The following is a 20301-nucleotide window of genomic DNA, read 5'->3' as shown; positions in this document are numbered from 1 at the left end:
ACAGTACGTGATGTAATGACTAACTTAACGATGTTGTCGCCAGCTCTTGTTCAATGGCTATTCCCTGCTGACGGTCTTTATGGACGGAGCAGTCGATCTCCATGAATACGGACGTGCCACGGCCAGGGAAAGACCGGATGTCGAGCGTCCCGTTTAAGAACCGCATACGGGATTGTAGATTGGCGAAGCCGATGCCTTTAACCCATATGCCTTCTGCGTCGAAGCCCTTGCCGTTGTCTTCGACAGTAATCGACAGGCGATCCTTTTCGCATGCAAGCTGCACGATGCCGCAGGTTGCGTCGGCGTGTTTAAGCATATTGGTGACGCATTCCTGGATAGCACGGTAAATGGCAAGCTGTGCACTCTGTTGCAGGTTGGGCAGTTCCCCCAGTATGTAGCAGTCCAGCTGAAAGCCCGGTTTATTTATGCGTCTGCAGAATGAATGGATAGCATCGGCGAAACCCTCCTGAAGAATCATCTCCGGCGCCAGGTTGTGGGAGATGTTACGTACTTCCCGCACGGCGATGTCTAGGAGCTGTCCGACGTCCTGGAAGGCGGCGCGCGGATTGTCGTAGGACAGCGGTGTGTCGATTTGCATCCTTGCTGCCGACAAGATGCTGGCAACCCCGTCATGCAGCTCCTTAGCTGTCCGTGCCCGTTCTTTTTCTTCGCCGGCGAGCTGGGCTTCGACGAGTTTTTTCTCCAGCTCGGCAGCCTGGACACGACGTTTCTGCCTATTGAGCAGGCGGATGCCGACAAGTCCGGATATGAGAATCAACAACGAAAAAATATAAATCACAAGCCATTTGTCCTTTCGGCTTAATTCGGCTGCCTGCTCAACGATCTTAAGGTCCCGTTCGGCAATACTCTTCCGGTGTTGAGCTGTCTCGTAACGCACTTCAAGTTCTTGTATGGTTTTCTCTGTCTCCTGATCGCGGAGGGAGTCCTTCAGTGCGGCATGTTTCTTATGCAGATCGAGTGCCTGCCTGTAATCACCGAGTGCTTCTTCTATGTCGGCCCCGGTTTCGTACATGTCAACGAGCTGTGGCTTGGCCAGCTCGGTCTGTGCCAATTGGAATGCACGCACGAAGTGCTCCTTTGCTTTACGGGGATTTCCCATTTCCATATAGACACGTGATATTCCCGATAGGGTATAAACCTCATTTCCGGGCATGGATGCGGGGGTGATGGAAAGCGCCTGCTGGAACGTTGTCAGTGCGCGGGCATACAGCTTTTGCATCCGATAGACGTCGGCAAGATTGTTTAGGGCCTTTATTTCCATCTGTAAATCACCATAAGCGCGGCCAATGGCTAAATATTGTTTACCATGTCGTATCGCACTGGCGAGCTTTCCCGACATCGCTTCAGCTACCATGACGTTAATCAGGCTATTTCCCATAGATACCGTGTCGCGCAGCTGTTGGGCAATTTCGAACGACTGCCACGCGTATTGGAGTCCTTTTTCCAGATCGTGAAGATCGAGGAACAGCGAGCTCAGGTTGTTGAGGTACTTCCTTCTGTCGGAAAGGTTCTGGCTGGTCGGATTTTGGATTCCTGAGGAAATCTCGAGCGCTTTCATCAGATGATGTGCCGCATTTTTCAGGCGTCCCCGCGCCTGGTGCTGCAAGGCTATATTGTTGTACGCCGCTGCCATTTTCGTGCGGTTTTGGAGGCGCTGACTGATTTCGAGAGCTTGCTGCGCGTATTCCATGGCCTCGTCGAAGCGGACCTGCTCGTAAAGAAAGACGCTATAGTTTCCTGCAAAAGAGAGCTTTCCTTTATCATAGTCCAATATAGTGGCCAGTTCGCCGGCGCGTTTGAAGTAATACTCGGCCGAGTCGGGCATTCCTTTTTTTTGTTTGTCTTTAGCTAGTTCTACCCATTCAAAAACCTTCGAAGTATCCGAGCGGCCGATTGCCGGCGAGGCGGTCGAGGGTAAGGCGAGAGCCAAAAGACATACGCAATGTACGTGCATGTGTAACGATGTTAGCCGGCATATGCCCATATTTCGTCGAAGATGTATTCTGTTTACGTGTTTGATTGATGCATACATGAGATCTCCCAGTTTAGATCGTCCGTAGGTTGTATATGATCAACTTCAAGGTGAATATAGAACTAGTTTTACATTTATATGTCGCCGTTTCGACAAATTGCAGGAGCAATCGACCAAGCCTAGATTTGTATCGATGAGCGGGCTACCGGCTATCAGCTGTTCAGATATGCCTGTGTTCCGTAGCAATACGGAAAATGACCGATTACGGGGTACTACAGTTTTTTTTCGAGCCCTATCCTCTTAGTTTCGCAGTGCTCTAAGCGGAACACCGACGCGGTGCCAACGTAAAGTCTCTTACATAAAAACTAAACCGGATGAAAAATACTATAAATAAAGCTCTAACCCTATTGTTACGACTTTTGCGATTGCGTAGAGGACAAAAGGAGGCTGTGGAGGCAGAGAAGGAGGATCGTCGTGCGAAAATATTTTATTTGGATTACAATTGTTCTATTCGGCATGAAGGACACGGAGAAGCGTCGCGTGAAAATGGCTGTTGCTGATATGTCGCATCCTGGTTTTGATGCGGCCACGTCAGCACGTATTTAGATCTGCAAATGAATATCATGAAAAGAATACTGATTTATTACTGTTCTACAGCATTGCTTATCCTGCCATGCGATACAGCGCACGCAGCATCGCCCCGGATCGCCCGCAAGATCGGAGACCAGGATGAAGTGAAGCGTTACCATTATGCCGTATATAAACGTACGTCGTCCAAAGGAGGATCTGCCGGAATGAAAACCAGCCTCCGTCCCAAAGATAGCTCCCGTATGAGGCCATTTATGGATGGGCTGCTTTCCGGTATGACATTGGGTTTATACGACGTGCATTGTAAAACTACATAAACACAGTATGAAAAAAAGAAGTGTATTCCGCGTATTCGTCCGATACGGCTTTTTACGTCTCATGCAGGCAGCCTTCCTGGCCTTGGTGTTCATAACCACGGCAGAAGTATATAATACACTATATTTTACGGAAGGCGATCTAAGCGCATTCGGGGCGGGCTTTCTTCTGGGCAATATTCTGTTGTGTGCCGTAGCATCAGCAGTCTCCTATAGGTTGATTAAGTCAATGCGTGAAAAGCGGTGAAAGAAGCGTAGATAACAACATCAACATCCTCCGTGCGAAAACTATGAACTACTTAACAAAGACCGTCGTAATAGCACATCCCGAATCGGCGACGATAGACGATGTACGGACGCTCCTTAATCTTAAGAAGGGGTTCCGTGTTGTCGGCGAATCGACAGACAGCGCGCACACTGTTCGACTGGTTAACTCCTTTGTACCTGACGTCCTGTTGATCGATGCGTCGCTGTATTGGGCAGACGAAGGAGAGATAGCGGACCAGTTTTGCAACAGTCCATTGACGGTCGTGCTGCTCGGGTGTGGGATGAATCCTATTCACGTTCCTAAAAAACCTGTTTTTAGCTACATACGTGTTCCGCTTAGCAAGACGAGGGGAGACCGTCTGTTTCAACAGCTCGCGTTAGCTTTGTTTCAGCAGACGCCACGGTGGCTCGAGCGAAGTGCGAAGTTTCCCACAGCGGTGTTTGCTGAAGACGGCGTTCGGTTCAAGAAAATCCTGGTAGAAGAGATACGCTATATCAAAGCCGCGAGAGACTATAGCATTATCTACACGGAAAGCGGCGAATATGTAAGCGCTTACGGAATCGGCGTTATTGAACAGCGTCTTGACCCGTCCATTTTCCTGCGGGTACACCGATCGTTTTTGGTCAGCCTTTCCTATGTCGTAGCCATACGCAAAGAAAGAGGCCGGCTGTTTTTGGTGCTGGAAAATAACGTGGAGATTTCGGTTAGTCGCAGCTATATATATGTCATTCAGATGCTCTTGATCTAGGCCTGGCCGTATGTTAAAACTTCCGTAGTCCACTTTTAGGGTTAGAAATGCGATACCGGGCTCCTTGGTATTGTTCTATCCGTTTTGTTAGTCTCACATTAGCCTTTTTGTCGGGATATTCCTCGTGGAGCTGACACATGGGCGACTTCTCGGGATAACTGAGTTCTTCACCCATCCGTTTATTGATAAGCTAGTGGCGTACGCCGGCATGTTAACGCCGGTGAGTTTTTGTGGTCAAGAAAAAATATTACAATACAAAAATAAATAGGCCGGCTAGAATAAGTAGATTAGCGTTCGGTTATATGGTGCTGTAAGAAATGTAAGCTATGTCGAAGATAAAAGAAACCTCTACAAATTTTGCGAATAAACAGGCGTTGGCTGAAGAATGTTCGGAAGTTTACGCGGCGAATATCATCGGCGGACAGTGGGCTTTAGTTATCTGTTCCTGGCTGTTGGGGGGTAAGCTGCGGTTTGGCGAGCTGCGGAATAAACTGCCCAATATTACGGAGCGTATGCTCGTGCTACAGCTGCGTAAATTGGAGGAGCGAAAGATCGTGACCCGAACGGTTTATGCGGAGGTACCTCCTCGAGTAGAGTACGAACTTACTCCAATTGGCTACGAATTGAAGCCCATTATTGAGCAATTGGAACAATGGGGGAAGAAACACAGGACGCTAGTCTAAGCGTGCCGCGTTAACTAGTTTCATAACAGCGTAAAACAACCGCCGGAGCGTTAGGGATTTGCTACACGTCTCCCAGATATTTGAGGTAATAGGCAAACCATTGCGAAACTTGTTTGTTACAAGAAAAAAACAACATTTTTTAACTACCTAATCACTTATATTAGCGTTTATTAATCTAGTTATGTAATGGAAAGAGAAGACCTTGTGAAGGTTGGAGACCCTTTATTTGAAGGAACTACGGCGGATGGAACCCTGACGAAACGTTTTTACTATGTAGCTTTCGATGGTAAGGTGGTGGGGGTAGGACTATTTCATAACGATAATGCCGACTGTACGTTTGCCTTCATTACAGACAGCTCGGGCACGAAGACCATATTAGGCCACCTTTCCAGTGGCTATACTATTGACCGGTTTGACATGGTCCAATTAGGACGACTTTACGCCATGCTATTTAAATAGCGCCTTCCAACCTTTCACTTCCAACGACATCCTCTACCTATCAAAGCACAATAGGATCTGACCATACATCTTCTTTCTTTCCGCCGGTTTCCGGTTCATACGGGCATATGTCCGCCTTAATTTTATCCCACCCATATCGACTCTTTTAAATAAACGCATCTTTGTTGCTTTTAAAGTGTATTTTTTATATGTTTGCAACTCTGTTGCTTTAATAGCCACTTTAACAGGTGAATCGATATAGAGTTTAATTGGAAATAACAAATAGGATAAATTATATAAATATGAAAACAACAAAACAAATTAGGTTATTTGTGGCCTTTGTGGCCATCAGTCTAGGCGCTGTAAGTTTTACTTCGTGCAGCAGCGACAACGATGATGTGGAGCCCGTCAAGGAAGGTATCGTCCGGTCTGAGTTAGTATTCACAGAAGTAACAGGGGAATCGGTTGAAGCGCATGGAGACCATTTCCATGGTCTGGATGCCGGCGTGGAAGGGGAATCCATCACGGTATCTTTTGATGAAAACGGGAACGCTACAAAAAATGGGCATCTTCATCTTGAGGCTGACGCTGCCTACAAAATCGAGCTAAAAGCGTGGAACCACGAAGGTAGGGAAGTGCAGGGCGATTTTATCGCTGATAAGCCGACAGCTGATCAGTATAAAGCTTTTCTGATAGGTGGCAATTTTATTTTAAATCCGAATTCGTCAACGGAAAGCGGTGCAATCTTTCAGCCACGCGAGAAAGTTTACGGAAACGGCGAAGCCGTGAATGGCAAATACGAGGTAACGGGTATTTTGTCTTATTTTACTGTAGGGCATGATAACGAAGGAGCCACGAAAAATGTTACGTACATACTTCGTAAAGTAACGCCTGAAACAAAAGCCAAAATTGAACGTACCGATTGGAACCGGAGCGACTACACGACCGCTTTTCCGGGAGAAAATATTTTAGAGCTGAAGTTCGAGATCCATGCGGAACACGGGCATAGCCATTGATGTTTAGGATGCGATATAGATTTTGCGGCCGGACACAGGTCCGGTCGCAATGTATGGATAATGGACGGTAATAGGTACGCTTCCACTTAATCTCCACACTAATTGCAGCTGCAATGCTGAAGGCTTTAAGCTTTTCTAACGTTAAAATAAAAATAAAAAAATGAATCCTATTGTCGTTGTCGCGGTGCTGTTTTTCTCCGCTTTTATTAGCGGGCTGGCTGTTCTTTTTGTAAAAAAAGATAGTTCTACCTTCTTAAAGCTGGTCTTGTCCTTTAGCGGCGCTTATCTTTTTGGACTGACTATACTTCATCTCATTCCGCACGTTTACAGTGGAACCGGTGAGGGTATACATACGATTGGACTATATGTGCTCGGCGGCTTTTTGTTTCAGCTTTTTCTGGAGTATTTTTCCCAAGGTGTTGAGCATGGACATGTGCATATTGAAAAAGGTCGGACGGCTGCATTTCCGCTCGCTGTGCTCCTGAGTTTATGTCTGCATGGCTTTCTCGAAGGGATGCCAATTGTTGCCGAACAACAGATGCAGCTCGTGTTCGGAATCGCCGTACATCATATACCGGCCGCTTTCGCCCTGGGGAGCTTGCTCCTTATGGCTAATGTGCCGCGCTCTACGCTTATTGTATGTATAGCTCTATTTGCAGTAATGACACCTGCCGGCTTTTTGGTAAGTAAAGGAATAAGCGACCACGCCGTTGGTAACCTTTCCCTGTATTTCGACAAGATGATGGCTGTTGTGATCGGCATTTTTCTACACGTTTCTACAACCATACTCTTTGAATCGGGATCGCCGGATCATCATACCTTTAATAAGAAAAAGATACTGGCAATTGTTATCGGCATTCTACTATCGTTGGGGGGCATGCTATTTGGCGGGCATCACCACGATCATGACCACCATGATCATGACCACCGCCGGCACAGCCACGATCACACTCCTTAATTATATACCGAGTGAGTCGGTCAACCTTCCTTATGCCATTAAAAGCTACTATTTCGATGTGCTGAACAAGAAGCCGTAAGTGCCGCTGCCCATGGCAGCAGCTCATCACAACCCATCTGATGCGGTTTAGTGTGCAAAAACAGAAGATATCCCCGTCTAAGAGCGGGGTATCTTGCTATTTCCGAATGTTGAACGCCTACGGCCAGTGCTTATTGTATAGCAGACCCGGATCCATCGCGGCCATGGTTACGGCGAGATACCCGTCTTCCGCCGGAAGATGAAACCTTTTCACCCTTTTTTTGTGCTTTAACAAGCCGACTGTCTCCCAGGACGGGAGCAGGTGAGTCGGAACGCCATGCGGGACAGATCCGTTTTTTGTGTTTTAACGGCTATGGCGGACAAACGAAATGGAAAAAGCAATATGGAAAAAGCAAAAGAGAAGACGAAGAGCGATGCGTCCAAGGTCATTGACACGCAACTCGACGGCAAACCGCTAAAAAAGAAGGGTGGAAGCGCCTCCATTACGGGCCTTCTGAAAAAATGTCCAATACAACCATTTTACGTAGCGGTGGAACCGATGCTGGCTACGTTGGTCGATCGACCGTTTGACAGCGAGGATTGGCTTTATGAAGTGAAGTGGGACGGGTATCGTGCGTTGGCGTTCATGGATGGGGCCCAGGTGGACCTAAAATCCAGAAACGGTAAGAGTTTCAACGAAAAGTTCTACCCCATATATGATGAACTTAAGCAGATGAACCTGTCGGCCGTGATCGACGGTGAGGTCGTCGTGCTTCGGGAAAACGGACAGGCTAATTTCGGCGCCTTGCAGAATTGGCGAAGCGAGGCCGACGGTGATCTTGTCTATTACGTATTCGATATTTTGTGGTATGAGGGCAAGGATTTAAAAGAACTTGCGCTGACCGAGAGGAAGGCCGTTTTAAGGAAGATTCTTCCGTCAAGCGACACGGTGCTGATCAGCGAGGAGTTCGACACCTCCGGTACACAGTTTCTGGAAGCTGCGAGGGATATGGGACTGGAAGGAATTATGGCAAAACGGAAGGACAGCCGCTACCGCCTGCACGACCGGACCAAGGACTGGCTAAAGATAAAAGCGAGTAAACGCCAAGAGGTGGTGATCGGAGGATACACCTTGAACGAAGGATCTAAAAAGCTGTTCAGTAGTTTGTTAATAGGTGTCTATGACAACGGTACGCTTGTATATACCGGCAAGGTAGGAACTGGCTTTAACGGAAAGATGCAAGCGGAGATGATCGAGCTTTTTGAGCCTCTCGTCATCGATAAGACACCGTTTTCGGAAGAACCTGATATCAATAAACCCTCTAGGTTCCGTCATGATCCGCCGCACGCAACAGTGACGTGGCTACGCCCCGAGCTGGTGTGCGAGGTCAATTACACCGAGCTGACGGGCGACGGCGTAATGCGTCATCCCTCGTTCGAGGGGATGCGCACAGATAAGCGGGCTCAAGATGTTGTACTCGAGAGAGAAGAACATTCGGCTGGCGTTGTGCCGTCAGCCGGTCCGAACGTAGTGCCCTCACGGGGAAAGGCGCCGCGGAAAACGCTGCTCAATCCCAAGGACAAAACGCAGGTCAGAACGGTGAACAAACACGAGCTGAAGTTCACAAACCTAAATAAAATATTTTGGCCCGATGAAGGGATAACTAAACGTGACCTGATTAATTACTACTACCAGATGGCTCCGTATATTTTGCCTTATCTAAAAGATCGGCCTCAAAGCATGAATCGCTTTCCCGACGGGATCCGCGGAGAGGGCTTTTATTATAAAGATGTCACAGGAAAAGCGCCCGCATGGATGGAAACTTATCTTTATACGAGCGATTCCGATAACCGCGATAGGCATTATCTGGTAGGAAAAGACGAAGCGACGCTTTTGTATATGGCCAATCTTGGATGTATCGAGATGAACCCCTGGACAAGCACAGTGAAGAAACCGGAGCATCCGACATTTTGTGTCATCGACCTCGACCCCGATAAGAATTCTTTCGATCAGGTGATAGAAGCAGCCCGCGTCACAAAGGATATTCTAGACGACATGGGCGCTCCCTGTTATTGCAAAACAAGCGGCTCCACAGGTCTACATATCTATATTCCACTGGGGAATAAATACACATATGAGCAATCTAAGGAGTTTGCACGTTTGATTGTTACGCTCGTACACCATGAACTGCCTGAGTACACAAGTATAGAGCGTATTATAAAAGATAGGAAAGGGAAGATGTATCTGGATTTTCTGCAGAACCGCCCTCATGCGACGATTGCCTGCGCGTACTCGGTACGTCCTAAGCCCGGCGCGACAGTGTCGATGCCGCTTCATTGGGACGAAGTTAAGAAGGGGCTTAAGATAAGCGATTTCACCATTTTTAACGCCGTCGACCGCGTCCGTAGCGAAGGAGATATTTTTAAGCCGGTACTTGGGAAAGGAATCGACCTGAAGAAGATTACTGAGAAATTATCCGCAAAGCTGTAAGGGGTCTAGGGGGCGTCCAGCCCTGACGGAACGGAGGGGCGGTATCAGGACGCAGACACGTACGACGGGCCTCGGGTTATTGGTCATTATGAAGGCAGAGGTCGCGAATAAACAATGAAAAACTCATAAAAAACAGTCCTATGAAAAAATTAATCTATTTACTTGGTGTAACAAGCACGATGTGCCTGGCAGCCGCGTGTAACAACGGTGTCCGCAACGACAAATCGGATGCTGCAGATTCTAACTCGGTGGCAGTAGATAGCGGTGTCGGCGCCAACGCCGATAGCGCCGCGATCATTGCTGGTGATACGACATTTGCAACTAAAGCTGCTATTAGTGGTATGGCCGAAGTGGAGTTCGGGAAGCTCGCGTTGGAAAAAGCAGACCATGCCAAGGTTAAGGATTTTGCGTCAATGATGGTGCGGGATCACGACAAAGCGAATGAAGAGCTTAAAAGTATTGCTGGCGCCAAGCAGATTATGCTGCCCGCGACATTGGATCTGGAGCATAGTAACAAACTGGACCAGCTAAAGACAAAATCCGGTGCCGACTTTGATAAAGCCTATGTAGAAGCGATGGTCGAGGGACACGAGAAGACGTTGTCTTTAATGGAAGAAGGCAGTACAAAGTTAAACGACTCCGCGTTAAAAGCCTTTGCAGAAAAAAATACGCCGATCGTCCGGCATCATCTGGACCTTATCAAACAGATACGTTCCGAAGTAAAATAACTTTATGTCTGGCCAGCCGATCGGCTGGCCGTTTTTTTAATGATCAGGAGGCGGGAAAAAGTTCGGTATAAAGTCTCTTTAAGTGGTAGATGTCATTCGGTTCGATAGGGAAATCGTCCGTGAGCTCACAAAGAAGAGACCGTTGCGAAGCTGCAGCTTTGACAAACGCCAACTTACAGTCGTCTCTATCACTTTCAAACATGCCAACTCCCACCACGTCGCCTCCGAAACTCACCTGATAAATAGTTTTGGTAATAGTGCCGTCCCCACTTTTACTGGCCGACAGCTGCGGTCCAACTCTTTTTAACTCTTCGCGATTCATATTCACCTTTACCACAAAGATACGCAGTAGCTACCTTGAGAGACGAATTTGCCGAGTCTGATAAATACGGTAATAAAAAATATAGTACGCCATCCCGCTACGTATCTTTCCGCGTGTAACGCGTACAAACTAAATACAACATGGATTGAATTTTGCAGTTTATTCCGAAAGAGGAGGACACATCATGGCAAAAATAGCAGCACTAAATGACCTGATAGAACTTAACAATGATCGCGTCGCCGGGTTCGAAAAGGCAATGCAGGATATTGCCGACGAAAATGCCGACCTGAAAGAACTCTTTCAGCGTTACAGCGGGCAGAGCAGACGGTTTTCGGCGGAGCTAAATACGTTGGTGGCAGCCGTCGGAGGCGACATCGAAACAGGAAACACGGTGACAGGGACGCTCCATCGCGTATGGATCGACGTAAAGACACTGTTCGGAGCTAACGACCGGCTTAGCATCCTGCGTGAGGCTGAGCGTGGCGAGGATGCCATTGCAGACGCCTATAACAGCGTTCTGTCGGATGGCGCACTGGGCGGCGAAGCGGTGGCGCTGGTCAAGGAACAGGCGGTCGCAATTAACAACGCACACGATGAAATAAAAAGGCTTCGTGACGAGGCCGATCGGAGCCAAAACGCATAGAAAGGAAGCTTGTCCCAGAACCGGCTTCCTTTCTATAGGAGACATTAATCATGTTGATAAATGGCTCCCGACAATGCCGTTACGGGGAGCTCGCCCTGGCATTGGTGGGGGCTTACGGAACGGCCGCCCCACCTGGCATCAGCACTATCCCAGATCTTGGTCCACTTTCCATGGGGCAGCGGGAAGGTCTGATTACTCGTCGAGAAATTAAGAACGCATAGAAGTACAGAAGCCTCATGCGTCATAGTCAGGACGATTGACTGCTTTTGTGCTTCGTAGTCTATCCGCAGGTCCCGACGGTTGTAGTTCTTTAGTACCTGATTAGATGTGCGCAGCTGGATAAGAGCTTGATAGTACGCTAATATGCGCTTGTGTGGCTCTTCTGCTATCTCGTTCCAGTTCAGTATGGACCGTTCGAACGTGCTTTCCGATTGCGGGTCTGGTACGTCGCCCTCATGGTGGAAGTCGGCGAACTCAGCACGTCTGCCCTCCTGTACCGCTTTGATAAGTTTATTGTCGCTGTGGCTGACAAAATATAAGAATGGCGTCTTAGCAGCCCACTCCTCGCCCATAAAAAGGAGAGGGATGAAAGGGGACACAAGAACAGCCATAGCTGCCAGACGTTGCACGTCGGCGGTATAGAGCATACTGCTTCGCTCTCCGAGCATTCTGTTGCCAACCTGATCGTGGTTTTGTGAGAACACGATAAAGCGCTCACCGGCCAAGCCCTCCGCACTGCTTCCGAAGAATTTTTTGCGATGGGAGGAGAACGTTCCATCGAAGACATAAGCTGTGTGATACGCCTTTGCGAGATGCGACACAGGTTCAAATTCGCGGTAGTATCCGATCCGCTGTTCGCCGATGGATACACGTAGGGCGTGATGAAATTCATCCAGCCACTGCGCATCAATGGCAAACCCGTTCTTCTCCAAGGGCTCCAGGAAGCGCCGGTCATTTAGGTCGCACTCTACGAACAGATAATATGGACGGTCCTTCTGTTTGATGAGGTGATCCGTCGCTCTCCGTATGTCCTGTAAAATATGCGACGGACTGAAATCCCGGATAGCGTGTACAGCATCAAGCCGCAGGGCATCGATGTGGAAATCCCGAAACCACATACGCACGTTCTCCACCACAAAGTCGCGGATACCGACGTTCCAGGCATCGTCGTAGTTGACGGCCTGACCCCATGGTGTTTGATACTTGTCCGTAAAATAAGGGCCAAACGCCGGCAAATAGTTTCCTTCGGGACCAAAATGATTGTATACGACGTCCAGGACAACAGCTATTCCGTGCTTGTGGCAGGCATCCACCAACCTTTGCAAGGCTCCCGCGCCTCCGTAGCTGTACTGAACGGCAAAACTGAATACGCCATCGTAACCCCAGTTGCGCTCCCCCGGGAACTGCGAAACCGGCATAATTTCAATCGCATTGATGCCCAATGCTTTCAAATAAGGAAGACGTTCAATAACGCCATCGAAGTTTCCTTGTTGGGAAAACGTCCCGACATGCAGTTCGTAGATGATGAGATCGCGAGGGTGGGGCGGACGGAAGTCGTAGTCTGTCCAATCGTAGCTTATGTCGAGGACTGCTGATGGTCCATGCACGCCTTCGGGCTGTGAGCGGGAGGCCGGATCTGGTAACATGCGGCCATCGACCCGAAAATGATATTTCTGGCCGTCGTGCAGCTGATCCGATTTGCCGCACCAGTATCCGTGCTCGTCTTTCGCCAGCTCGACCTCAACATCTGGTTGATAGGCGTGTAGCGATACAGCCTCCGCCAGCGGTGCCCATACTTGAATATGGGCTGTTCCGTCACGTAGCGTTACACCTGGTTGTTTTCCTTTCGTAGTGTCCATGTTGCGTGTTATATTTTTTCAGTAGCCATAAGCACGACGATAGAACGGGGGCCGACCTTTACTTTCTGCTCGGCTTCGAATTCTTCCGATCGTTCAATCTTTTCGAAAGCCGTATCGAGTACCTTCACCCATCGTTTACTGTATTTCATGGGCGGCAATGTATACTCAATAGGTTCCCAAAAGGCGTTGAACATGATATAGAAGCTTTGATCCACGACTTTGGTGCCGTCGTCATTGAGCGATCGTATTCCCTGACCATTCAAAAATACAGCCAGAGAGCGGGCAAAGTCGTTTTGCCAGTGAGAGTCCTCCATCTCTGTACCTTCGGGTAGAAACCATGCGATGTCCTCCAGACCGGCACCTTTAATCGGCATGCCTTGAAACCACTTTCTGCGGCAGAATATAGGGTGCTCTTTGCGGAGGGCAATTAGCTGTTTCGTAAAGGTCAGAAGTTTCTCGTCCTGCTCTTTCCAGTTGAGCCACGATATCTCGTTATCCTGGCAGTAGGCGTTGTTATTTCCTTTTTGTGTGCGTCCGAATTCATCTCCTGCGACCAGCATAGGAACACCTTGCGAGAGAAAGAGCGTTGTCAGCAGGTTGCGTTTCTGCTGTGCCCTGAGCGCGTTGATTTCCCCATCGGTCGTTTCCCCCTCCACACCACAGTTCCAGGAGCGGTTGTGGCTATCTCCATCATTATTGTCTTCGCCATTCGCTTCGTTGTGTTTCTCATTATAGGTAACGAGGTCATGTAGCGTAAAGCCATCGTGTGCCGTCACGAAATTTATGCTTGCCGCTGGCGTCCGGTAATCGTCGCGGTACAGGTCTGAAGAGCCCGTGATACGATTGGCGAACTCGCCTAACATGCTATCCGCGCCGATCCAGTAGTCGCGTACGCAGTCCCGGTATTTTCCGTTCCACTCTGCCCAGCCTGGAGGAAATTCGCCCACTTGATAGCCTCCTTCGCCTATATCCCACGGCTCGGCGATGAGTTTAGCCTGTGATATGACCGGATCTTGGTGGATGACGTCAAAGAAAGAGCTCAATTTATCCACTTCATGTAGCTCCCGGGCAAGCGCCGACGCCAGGTCGAACCGAAATCCGTCGACGTGCATTTCCTGTATCCAGTAGCGGAGGCTGTCCATGATCAGTCGTAAAACGTTTGGCAGACGTGCGTTGAGCGTATTTCCGGTGCCAGTGAAGTCCATATAATATCGTGGTTCGTCGGCGAGACGATAGTACGCGGAATTGTCTATTCCCCGGAAGGATAAGGTGGGTCCCATCTCGTTTCCTTCGCCGGTATGGTTGTATACAACATCCAGTATTACTTCTATGCCGGCTTGGTGCAGTGCTTTAACCATCTCCTTAAATTCCCTGACCTGCTCACCGTGTGTGCCCGTGGCGGCATAGCGGACGTCCGGCGCGAAGAACCCTATCGTGTTGTATCCCCAATAGTTGGTAAGCCCTTTTTCCTGAAGATGTCTGTCCGTAATAAAATGATGCACCGGCATGAGCTCGATAGCGGTTACGCCTAAGGACTTTAGATAGGATATAGAGGCTGGATGCGCAAGAGCCGAATAGCTTCCCCGGATCGCCTCAGGGATGTCAGGATGTGTCGCAGTAAATCCCTTAACATGTGTCTCGTAAATAATACTTTTGTGCATGGGAATCCGTAGCGGTGTATCACCCTCCCAGTCGAAAGATGTGTCGATTACGACACACTTCGGTATAAAAGGTGCACTGTCTATCTCGCTGAAACTTAAATCGCCATCTGGATTTCCCACCTCATAGCCGAAAAGGGCATCGTTCCATTGCAGGGTGCCGTTGATAGCTTTTGCATACGGGTCGATTAATAGCTTGTGTGGGTTAAACCGTAAGCCGTTGGTGGGTTCATAGGCTCCATAGACGCGATAGCCATACAGCTGTCCGGGACCGATATCGGGAATGTAAACGTGCCACACCTGATGGGTACGTTCTTTTATACGTATCCGGGTAGACTCTTCGGCATCTGTGGGGCTGTCAAAGAGACATAGCTCTACCGCTTCCGCATTTTCGCTGTAAATCGAGAAGTTGACACCTTTGCCGTCAAAGGTGGCCCCTAAAGGGTAGGGCGATCCCGTGCGTGTTTTTATTTCCATAGTTATATTCTTCTAACGGTTGGGTTAAATCGAGAACAAATAGCTACGCAGCTAAGTTTTTTAAGGAGTACAATTTTTAGCTGCATGTTATCTGTCGTATACGTATGTGTACAGGCGAAGCTCTTTTTGAAGCTTTTTCCGGAACGCGTTCGGTAGCATTCGCCAGGTCCAATTACCAGCAGTAGTTGCGGGACTATTCATACGGTGCTGTTCGCCAAGGCAGAGGATGTCCTGCATCGGAATAATAGCGGTGATCGCAGGAGATGCATATGCCAGCCGTATAAGCGTCGCATTGATATTCATAGCATTTACGTGGTAGCCAACATATTTGGATATCAATTTTTTAGATTGTGAACTTAGCTCATTCTTGTACCAGCCTAGAACGGTATTGTTGTCATGCGTGCCGGTATATACAATGAAGTTCCGATCATGATGATGTGGAATGTTCTGTGAAACGGGCATATCGTCGCCAAAGGCAAATTGTAAAACCTTCATGCCAGGCAGCTGGTATGCATCGCGGAGCTCGTAAACCGGTTCGTCGATGTCGCCGAGATCTTCTGCAACAAAAGGAAGTGTTTTCAGGTCTTCCCGAAGCGCATTAAAAAGGTCCGCTCCGGGGCCATCTTTCCATTGGCCGTTCTTTGACGTATGTTCGGTTGCCGAGACCTCCCAATAGGCTGAAAAAGCGCGGAAATGGTCAAGCCTGGCGGCATCGAACATCCTGCAGTTGTGCCTGACACGTTGAACCCACCACGTGTATCCGCGTTGTTTTAATAGGTCCCAGTTAAAAACGGGCATGCCCCAGAGTTGTCCGTCCTCGTTAAAGTAGTCGGGCGGAACACCGGCTACTGCGCGTAAGCTACCATCCTTATCAATAGAAAAAAGATCTGGATTAGCCCATACGTCTGCTGAATTGTGTCCAACATAGATGGGAATGTCGCCCATAATCTGTATATCGAGTTGGTGGCAGTAGTCTTTCAGCCTTTCCCATTGTTGAAAAAAGACGAATTGCATCCATTTATGCTTGAGGATGTCCCTGCTGTGCGCTGCTTCGACTTCGGCGAGCGCCGTCTTTTTTCGCTTTTTTAGGTTATCCGGCCACGCATACCATGGCTTTTCTCCGTACTTTTCCCTTAAAACAGCGAAAAGGGCATAATCGTGGAGCCATGATTTTTCCGTTTCGCAGAACTGCGAAAACCGGGGAATATCTCTCGTGTCGAGTCGCCCGAAAGCTTTGTCCAGCAAGTGATATTTAACGGCTTCAACCTTTTCGTAATCGACCCGAGGGGAGGGCGTTGAATGCGCAGTTTTTAGATCTTTTTTTGTTAACAGTCCTTCTTCAGAAAGGGCTTCCAGATCGATGAATAGCGGATTTCCGGCCATTGCACTCCATGTGCTATAGGGAGAATAGCACTGCTCGCTCGACAAAGGGCCTAGTGGCAGCAGCTGCCACCATTTTTGTCCACTAGCATGTAGCTGTTCCGCAAAACGGTAGGCCTCCTTGCCGAGGTCTCCGATACCGTAGTTCGACGGTAAGGAGCTGATATGCATGAGGATGCCGGCACTCCTAGAGGTCTTTTTCTTCTGCAGCCGGATAACCGCCAAGGGCAGGTGTTTGAAGACTACGGATAGCATAAGTTCTGAGTCTTCGCCGGACATCGGTTGGAGCAGATGTTCCCACTTCGTGCCTATGCGCTTGGGCAGTACGACACGGGTGTCTGCCCAGGCGAGCTGACTGATATCTTCTTCTCCATCGGCGGAAGCTGCCGCGAGGTGCAGCGGGACGATGATAAGAAGTGCCTCGTCCCCATGTTGCCGGCCGTATGCCAGGACATGACGCCGGTATTTTCCCTTCACATCGATTTCAATATATTCTCCTTCGTTGAATAACGAAGGAGAATCTTTTCGCAGGGTAGCGAGCAGGTGTAATAACCATAATTTGATCTTTCCGCTATACCGGTCGCTCCATAAGGAAGGCAGGCGATCTGCCGGAGCAAGAGCGCGGATCTCATTGAGATAGCGCCGTCGTATATCAAAGTCTACCGGTCTTCTATTGTCGGGATCTACGAAGCTGAAATCCCAGAGCTCGCAACCTTGATATACGTCGGGAATGCCGGGGCACGTGAATTTTAACAGCAGCTGTACTAACGAATTGACAATTCCAAAATCGGCCGTAGATCGCAGGAAATCGTAAAAATCGCCAAAAAAGGTGCCATTTTTGTTTAACAGGAACTTCACAAATCGGACAGTCGACTCCTCGTAATCGGTGTCGGGCTGCGACCAATCTGACCGCTCTTTGCCTTCGCGTAGGTACTTTACGATATATTCCGTAAAGCGTTCCGTGTAAACTTGCCCAGACTCCATATGGACAGGATATGTAGCGTAGAGCATCTGCAAGATGGTATAGACATCATTGCTATGCGGAAGTGTGTCCGTATACTCGTGTTGTATTACGGCACGCCAACGATCTACTGCCGCAAACCATTGTTTAGGACGGGCGGTTAGGACGTGTAGACGGCATCGGGCATCTTCGCCACGTTTGGTATCGTGGGTCGCCGTCGCATTCATAGCTAGCGGCCATTCTTTTTGCCGTCGGCGCATGGCTTCATGAAAGGCTTTCTTTTTCAGACCAAACCGCGACGGATGGTCGCCCACTTCGTTGTGGGCCAGAAACCTATTGTAGGTATACATTAAGGTATCTTCCACGCCTTTAGCCATAGCGGGTCCGGTGAATTGCATACAGCGCAGTATGAAACGCATTGTCCGCTGGCTGAAGTCTTCGTCCTCCAGCCGCTGGGCCTTGGCGAGAATCTCCTGCACAATATCGATCTCTCCGCCGCACGCCGGTAGGTCATCTTTGATTGACGACAGCGTTGACGTAACTAAGGTATATACGTGCCGCGATAGGGGAAATGCGGTCTCGTAGATTCGGTACACAGGAAAATAAGCTAAAAATGCTTCGATGATTTTCCGCAGTTTACCATGGGACAATGGATGTTCGGTAAGCTGTAGCTCATGGAATAACAGGCAAAGATTTTCAATTTCGCCCCGCATATGTTGGGACAGTACGAATCTTTTCTTAGCTACCTGTTGCTGCCGCAGGGGTTCGTTGGCGTTGACGATCCGCTCATAGTATTCTGTAAAGGCCTTTTCGCTTTTTCTGAAGGTTAAGAGGTTGTTGCAGAGCGCAAGAAAATCGTAACCTGTAGTACCTTGTATAGGCCATACGTCAGGGAGGTGTTCGTCTTCTTCCAGTATTTTTTCCGCCACGATATAGGTGTCGGATCCACATAGTTTTCTGAGTTTCCCGACATATGTAGTGGGATCGTACAGACCGTCGATGTGATCTATGCGGAGGCCATCGATGATGCCATCAGCGACGAGCTTTCCAATCAGGTGGTGAAGGTCGTCAAATACGCTTTCGATGTGCGTATTCATACAGATCAAACCGTTCACCGTGAAGAAGCGCCTAAAGTTTATCTGTCCATCCGTCTCGCGCCAGTGGCAAAGTCGATAATGCTGTTGCTCAATAACCTCGAGCAGCCGCTCCTTAGCACTATTGAACTGAGCTGTCATCGCGGAGAGTTCCGTGTCAGCGGCCGCAGTCAGGATATCCGCGAATATCTTACTGCGGAGGTCGTCCCATCGTTTCGGGTCGCCTTCTTTATCGAGCTTCTTGATTTGTCTTTCAGTGCTTTGCGAAAGCTGATAGGTTGACGGTTCTACGACTGCCTTCAGCAAATGAATATAAGAACCGGGACGTATTGGAAAGCGGTTTTCAAAATAGCTAAGATAAAATTGTTCCTTTTCGTATACGATGTTAAGGTCGCCGGTATGTACGGCGTCCGGCAGTTCTTTTCCCAGGATAGGAACCATAAGTTTGTCGGCCGGAACGAAGGAATGTGCGTACAAGGTATCAAAATGGGAGCTGTAGGCAGAATATATACCAAACTGCAGCAGATCCGCGAGCCAAGGGTTGGCCGTGTCAAAGGCCATATGATTCGGAACGATATCTTGTAGCCACTTGAGCCCGCTCGCGGCCAGTCGCTTTTTTAGTGCGTAGAGTGCTTCAATGGTGCCCAGTTCAGGATTAATGACATTGGGATTAACGCCGTCATAGCCATGTGTACTTTCGCGGGCTGCCTGAAAGATAGGAGACGCATAGACCGTGTCGATGCCCAATGTCTGTAAGTAGTCAGTCACCTGTTCTAGATGACGAAACGTAAAATTCTTATGAAGCTGTAAGCGATAGGTTGAGTTTGGTGTCTTCATGGACGATATAAGGCAAAAAAAGGTTCTACATTTCTCATACATGAATAACGCCCCTTCATAAAATAAGTTCATGGAAAAACAATACAAACCTCAAGGTCTATAGCCGGTGTAATAAGCGTACATCGGTCTAGTGGAACCGTCGCAGGGGTGCGAAATTTTATAGAAATAAAAAGCAAAAAAACAAAACGAGTTGCGGCTATCTGCGTTCTATACATACTTGCAGATACAAATGCAACTTCCCGCCTGATTTCGGCGAATATATATCGTGCGTACCGTCATAATCCGATGAAAGTTAAATAAGAAAAATAAAAAGCGAATTTACGATGAAAATAGGAATCACTTTCTCTGCTTTCGATCTTCTGCACGCCGGGCATATCAAAATGCTCGAAGATGCAAAGGAACAGTGCGATTTTTTAATCTGTGGTTTACAGACCGACCCTACCTTGGACCGTCCTGAAAAGAATAAGCCGACACAGACTGTATTCGAACGCTATATGCAACTCAAAGGGTGCAAACATGTAGATAAGATTATCCCTTATGCGACAGAACAGGACCTTGAAGATATCTTACGTTCCTATAAAATACATGTCCGAATTCTGGGCGATGAATACATGTACAAAAGCTTCACCGGACGCGCATACTGCGAAGAGAAGGGGATAGAGCTGTATTTCAACAGAAGGGAGAACCGCTTCTCTAGTTCCTCTTTGCGGCGGATTATTGCGAATAAGCAGGAAGATAAGCAGAGTGGTGTGGTCCACCTAAAAGACAATGCAGAATTTCAGCTGCAGCGTGCTAAAGCATAGTTAGAGAGATAGATAAACAGAATA

At 48.5% G+C, this 20301-nt stretch carries 17 protein-coding genes; 11 read left to right on the top strand and 6 right to left on the bottom strand.

Annotation, left to right across the window (positions count from 1 at the left end; all coding sequences use genetic code 11):
• Positions 1-19: 19 nt before the first annotated feature.
• Entirely contained in the window at positions 20-1975 is a 1956-nt protein-coding gene (locus tag BC792_RS05630) for a tetratricopeptide repeat protein (protein WP_170249967.1), read from the bottom strand.
• A 641-nt stretch (positions 1976-2616) separates the two neighbouring features.
• On the opposite strand from BC792_RS05630, the gene BC792_RS05625 reads away from it, so the two are divergent.
• From BC792_RS05625 to BC792_RS05615, 3 genes are read left to right on the top strand one after another with little or no spacing between them, the layout of a single operon-like run.
• Positions 2617-2898, top strand: a complete 282-nt coding sequence (locus tag BC792_RS05625; protein ID WP_148908011.1) for a hypothetical protein — start codon at positions 2617-2619, stop codon at positions 2896-2898.
• A 7-nt stretch (positions 2899-2905) separates the two neighbouring features.
• Positions 2906-3142 carry a hypothetical protein gene (locus tag BC792_RS05620; RefSeq protein WP_148908010.1) on the top strand — a complete coding sequence of 79 codons (237 nt, stop codon included), beginning with the start codon at positions 2906-2908 and terminating at the stop codon, positions 3140-3142.
• Between the two features lie 43 nt (positions 3143-3185).
• On the top strand, positions 3186-3911 hold the full coding sequence (locus tag BC792_RS05615; protein ID WP_148908009.1) for a LytR/AlgR family response regulator transcription factor: 726 nt from the start codon (positions 3186-3188) through the stop codon (positions 3909-3911).
• Between the two features lie 13 nt (positions 3912-3924).
• Here BC792_RS05615 and BC792_RS18305 read toward each other — a convergent pair whose 3' ends face one another.
• Positions 3925-4086, bottom strand: coding sequence for a hypothetical protein (locus BC792_RS18305; protein WP_170249966.1), 162 nt, complete (start codon positions 4084-4086; stop codon positions 3925-3927).
• A 151-nt stretch (positions 4087-4237) separates the two neighbouring features.
• Here BC792_RS18305 and BC792_RS05610 point away from each other — a divergent pair, with 151 nt between their 5' ends.
• The 6 genes from BC792_RS05610 to BC792_RS05585 all read left to right on the top strand — a co-directional run bounded on the left by BC792_RS05610 (position 4238) and on the right by BC792_RS05585 (position 10243).
• Positions 4238-4594 (top strand): winged helix-turn-helix transcriptional regulator, encoded by a 357-nt coding sequence (locus BC792_RS05610; protein WP_148908008.1) that lies wholly within the window; start codon positions 4238-4240, stop codon positions 4592-4594.
• Positions 4595-4780: 186 nt separating this feature from the next.
• Positions 4781-5053 carry a hypothetical protein gene (locus tag BC792_RS05605; RefSeq protein ID WP_148908007.1) on the top strand — a complete coding sequence of 91 codons (273 nt, stop codon included), beginning with the start codon at positions 4781-4783 and terminating at the stop codon, positions 5051-5053.
• Positions 5054-5334: 281 nt separating this feature from the next.
• Positions 5335-6048, top strand: a complete 714-nt coding sequence (locus BC792_RS05600) for a hypothetical protein (protein ID WP_246154868.1) — start codon at positions 5335-5337, stop codon at positions 6046-6048.
• Between the two features lie 160 nt (positions 6049-6208).
• Positions 6209-7006, top strand: coding sequence for a ZIP family metal transporter (locus BC792_RS05595; RefSeq protein WP_148908006.1), 798 nt, complete (start codon positions 6209-6211; stop codon positions 7004-7006).
• Positions 7007-7427: 421 nt separating this feature from the next.
• The gene (gene ligD, locus BC792_RS05590; protein WP_246154866.1) at positions 7428-9515 is read left to right on the top strand and encodes a DNA ligase D; all 2088 of its coding nucleotides are present in this window, start codon (positions 7428-7430) and stop codon (positions 9513-9515) included.
• A 140-nt stretch (positions 9516-9655) separates the two neighbouring features.
• Positions 9656-10243, top strand: coding sequence for a DUF4142 domain-containing protein (locus BC792_RS05585; RefSeq protein WP_148908004.1), 588 nt, complete (start codon positions 9656-9658; stop codon positions 10241-10243).
• 43 nt (positions 10244-10286) lie between these two features.
• On the opposite strand, the gene BC792_RS05580 is transcribed toward BC792_RS05585, so the two are convergent.
• A complete protein-coding gene (locus BC792_RS05580; protein WP_148908003.1) occupies positions 10287-10565 on the bottom strand; it encodes a hypothetical protein in 279 nt (92 codons plus the stop codon).
• A gap of 184 nt (positions 10566-10749) precedes the next feature.
• Between BC792_RS05580 and BC792_RS05575 the strand changes: the two genes are divergently transcribed.
• The gene (locus BC792_RS05575) at positions 10750-11208 is read left to right on the top strand and encodes a ferritin-like domain-containing protein (protein WP_148908002.1); all 459 of its coding nucleotides are present in this window, start codon (positions 10750-10752) and stop codon (positions 11206-11208) included.
• A gap of 44 nt (positions 11209-11252) precedes the next feature.
• Here the strand turns inward: BC792_RS05575 and treZ are convergent, their stop codons facing one another.
• The 3 genes from treZ to treY form a co-directional block, all read right to left on the bottom strand.
• Positions 11253-13067, bottom strand: a complete 1815-nt coding sequence (gene treZ / locus BC792_RS05570) for a malto-oligosyltrehalose trehalohydrolase (RefSeq protein ID WP_148908001.1) — start codon at positions 13065-13067, stop codon at positions 11253-11255.
• A gap of 8 nt (positions 13068-13075) precedes the next feature.
• Entirely contained in the window at positions 13076-15202 is a 2127-nt protein-coding gene (gene glgX / locus BC792_RS05565) for a glycogen debranching protein GlgX (protein WP_148908000.1), read from the bottom strand.
• Positions 15203-15289: 87 nt separating this feature from the next.
• On the bottom strand, positions 15290-19474 hold the full coding sequence (gene treY, locus BC792_RS05560) for a malto-oligosyltrehalose synthase (RefSeq protein WP_170249965.1): 4185 nt from the start codon (positions 19472-19474) through the stop codon (positions 15290-15292).
• Between the two features lie 323 nt (positions 19475-19797).
• Between treY and BC792_RS05555 the strand changes: the two genes are divergently transcribed.
• On the top strand, positions 19798-20277 hold the full coding sequence (locus BC792_RS05555) for an adenylyltransferase/cytidyltransferase family protein (protein WP_148907998.1): 480 nt from the start codon (positions 19798-19800) through the stop codon (positions 20275-20277).
• Positions 20278-20301 lie beyond the last annotated feature (24 nt).

It is taken from the genome of Sphingobacterium allocomposti (assembly GCF_008124885.1).
GTDB classification, from domain to species: domain Bacteria; phylum Bacteroidota; class Bacteroidia; order Sphingobacteriales; family Sphingobacteriaceae; genus Sphingobacterium; species Sphingobacterium allocomposti.
The sequence above is the reverse complement of the archived record's forward strand: the minus strand, read 5'-3'. Positions and strand labels throughout refer to the sequence as shown.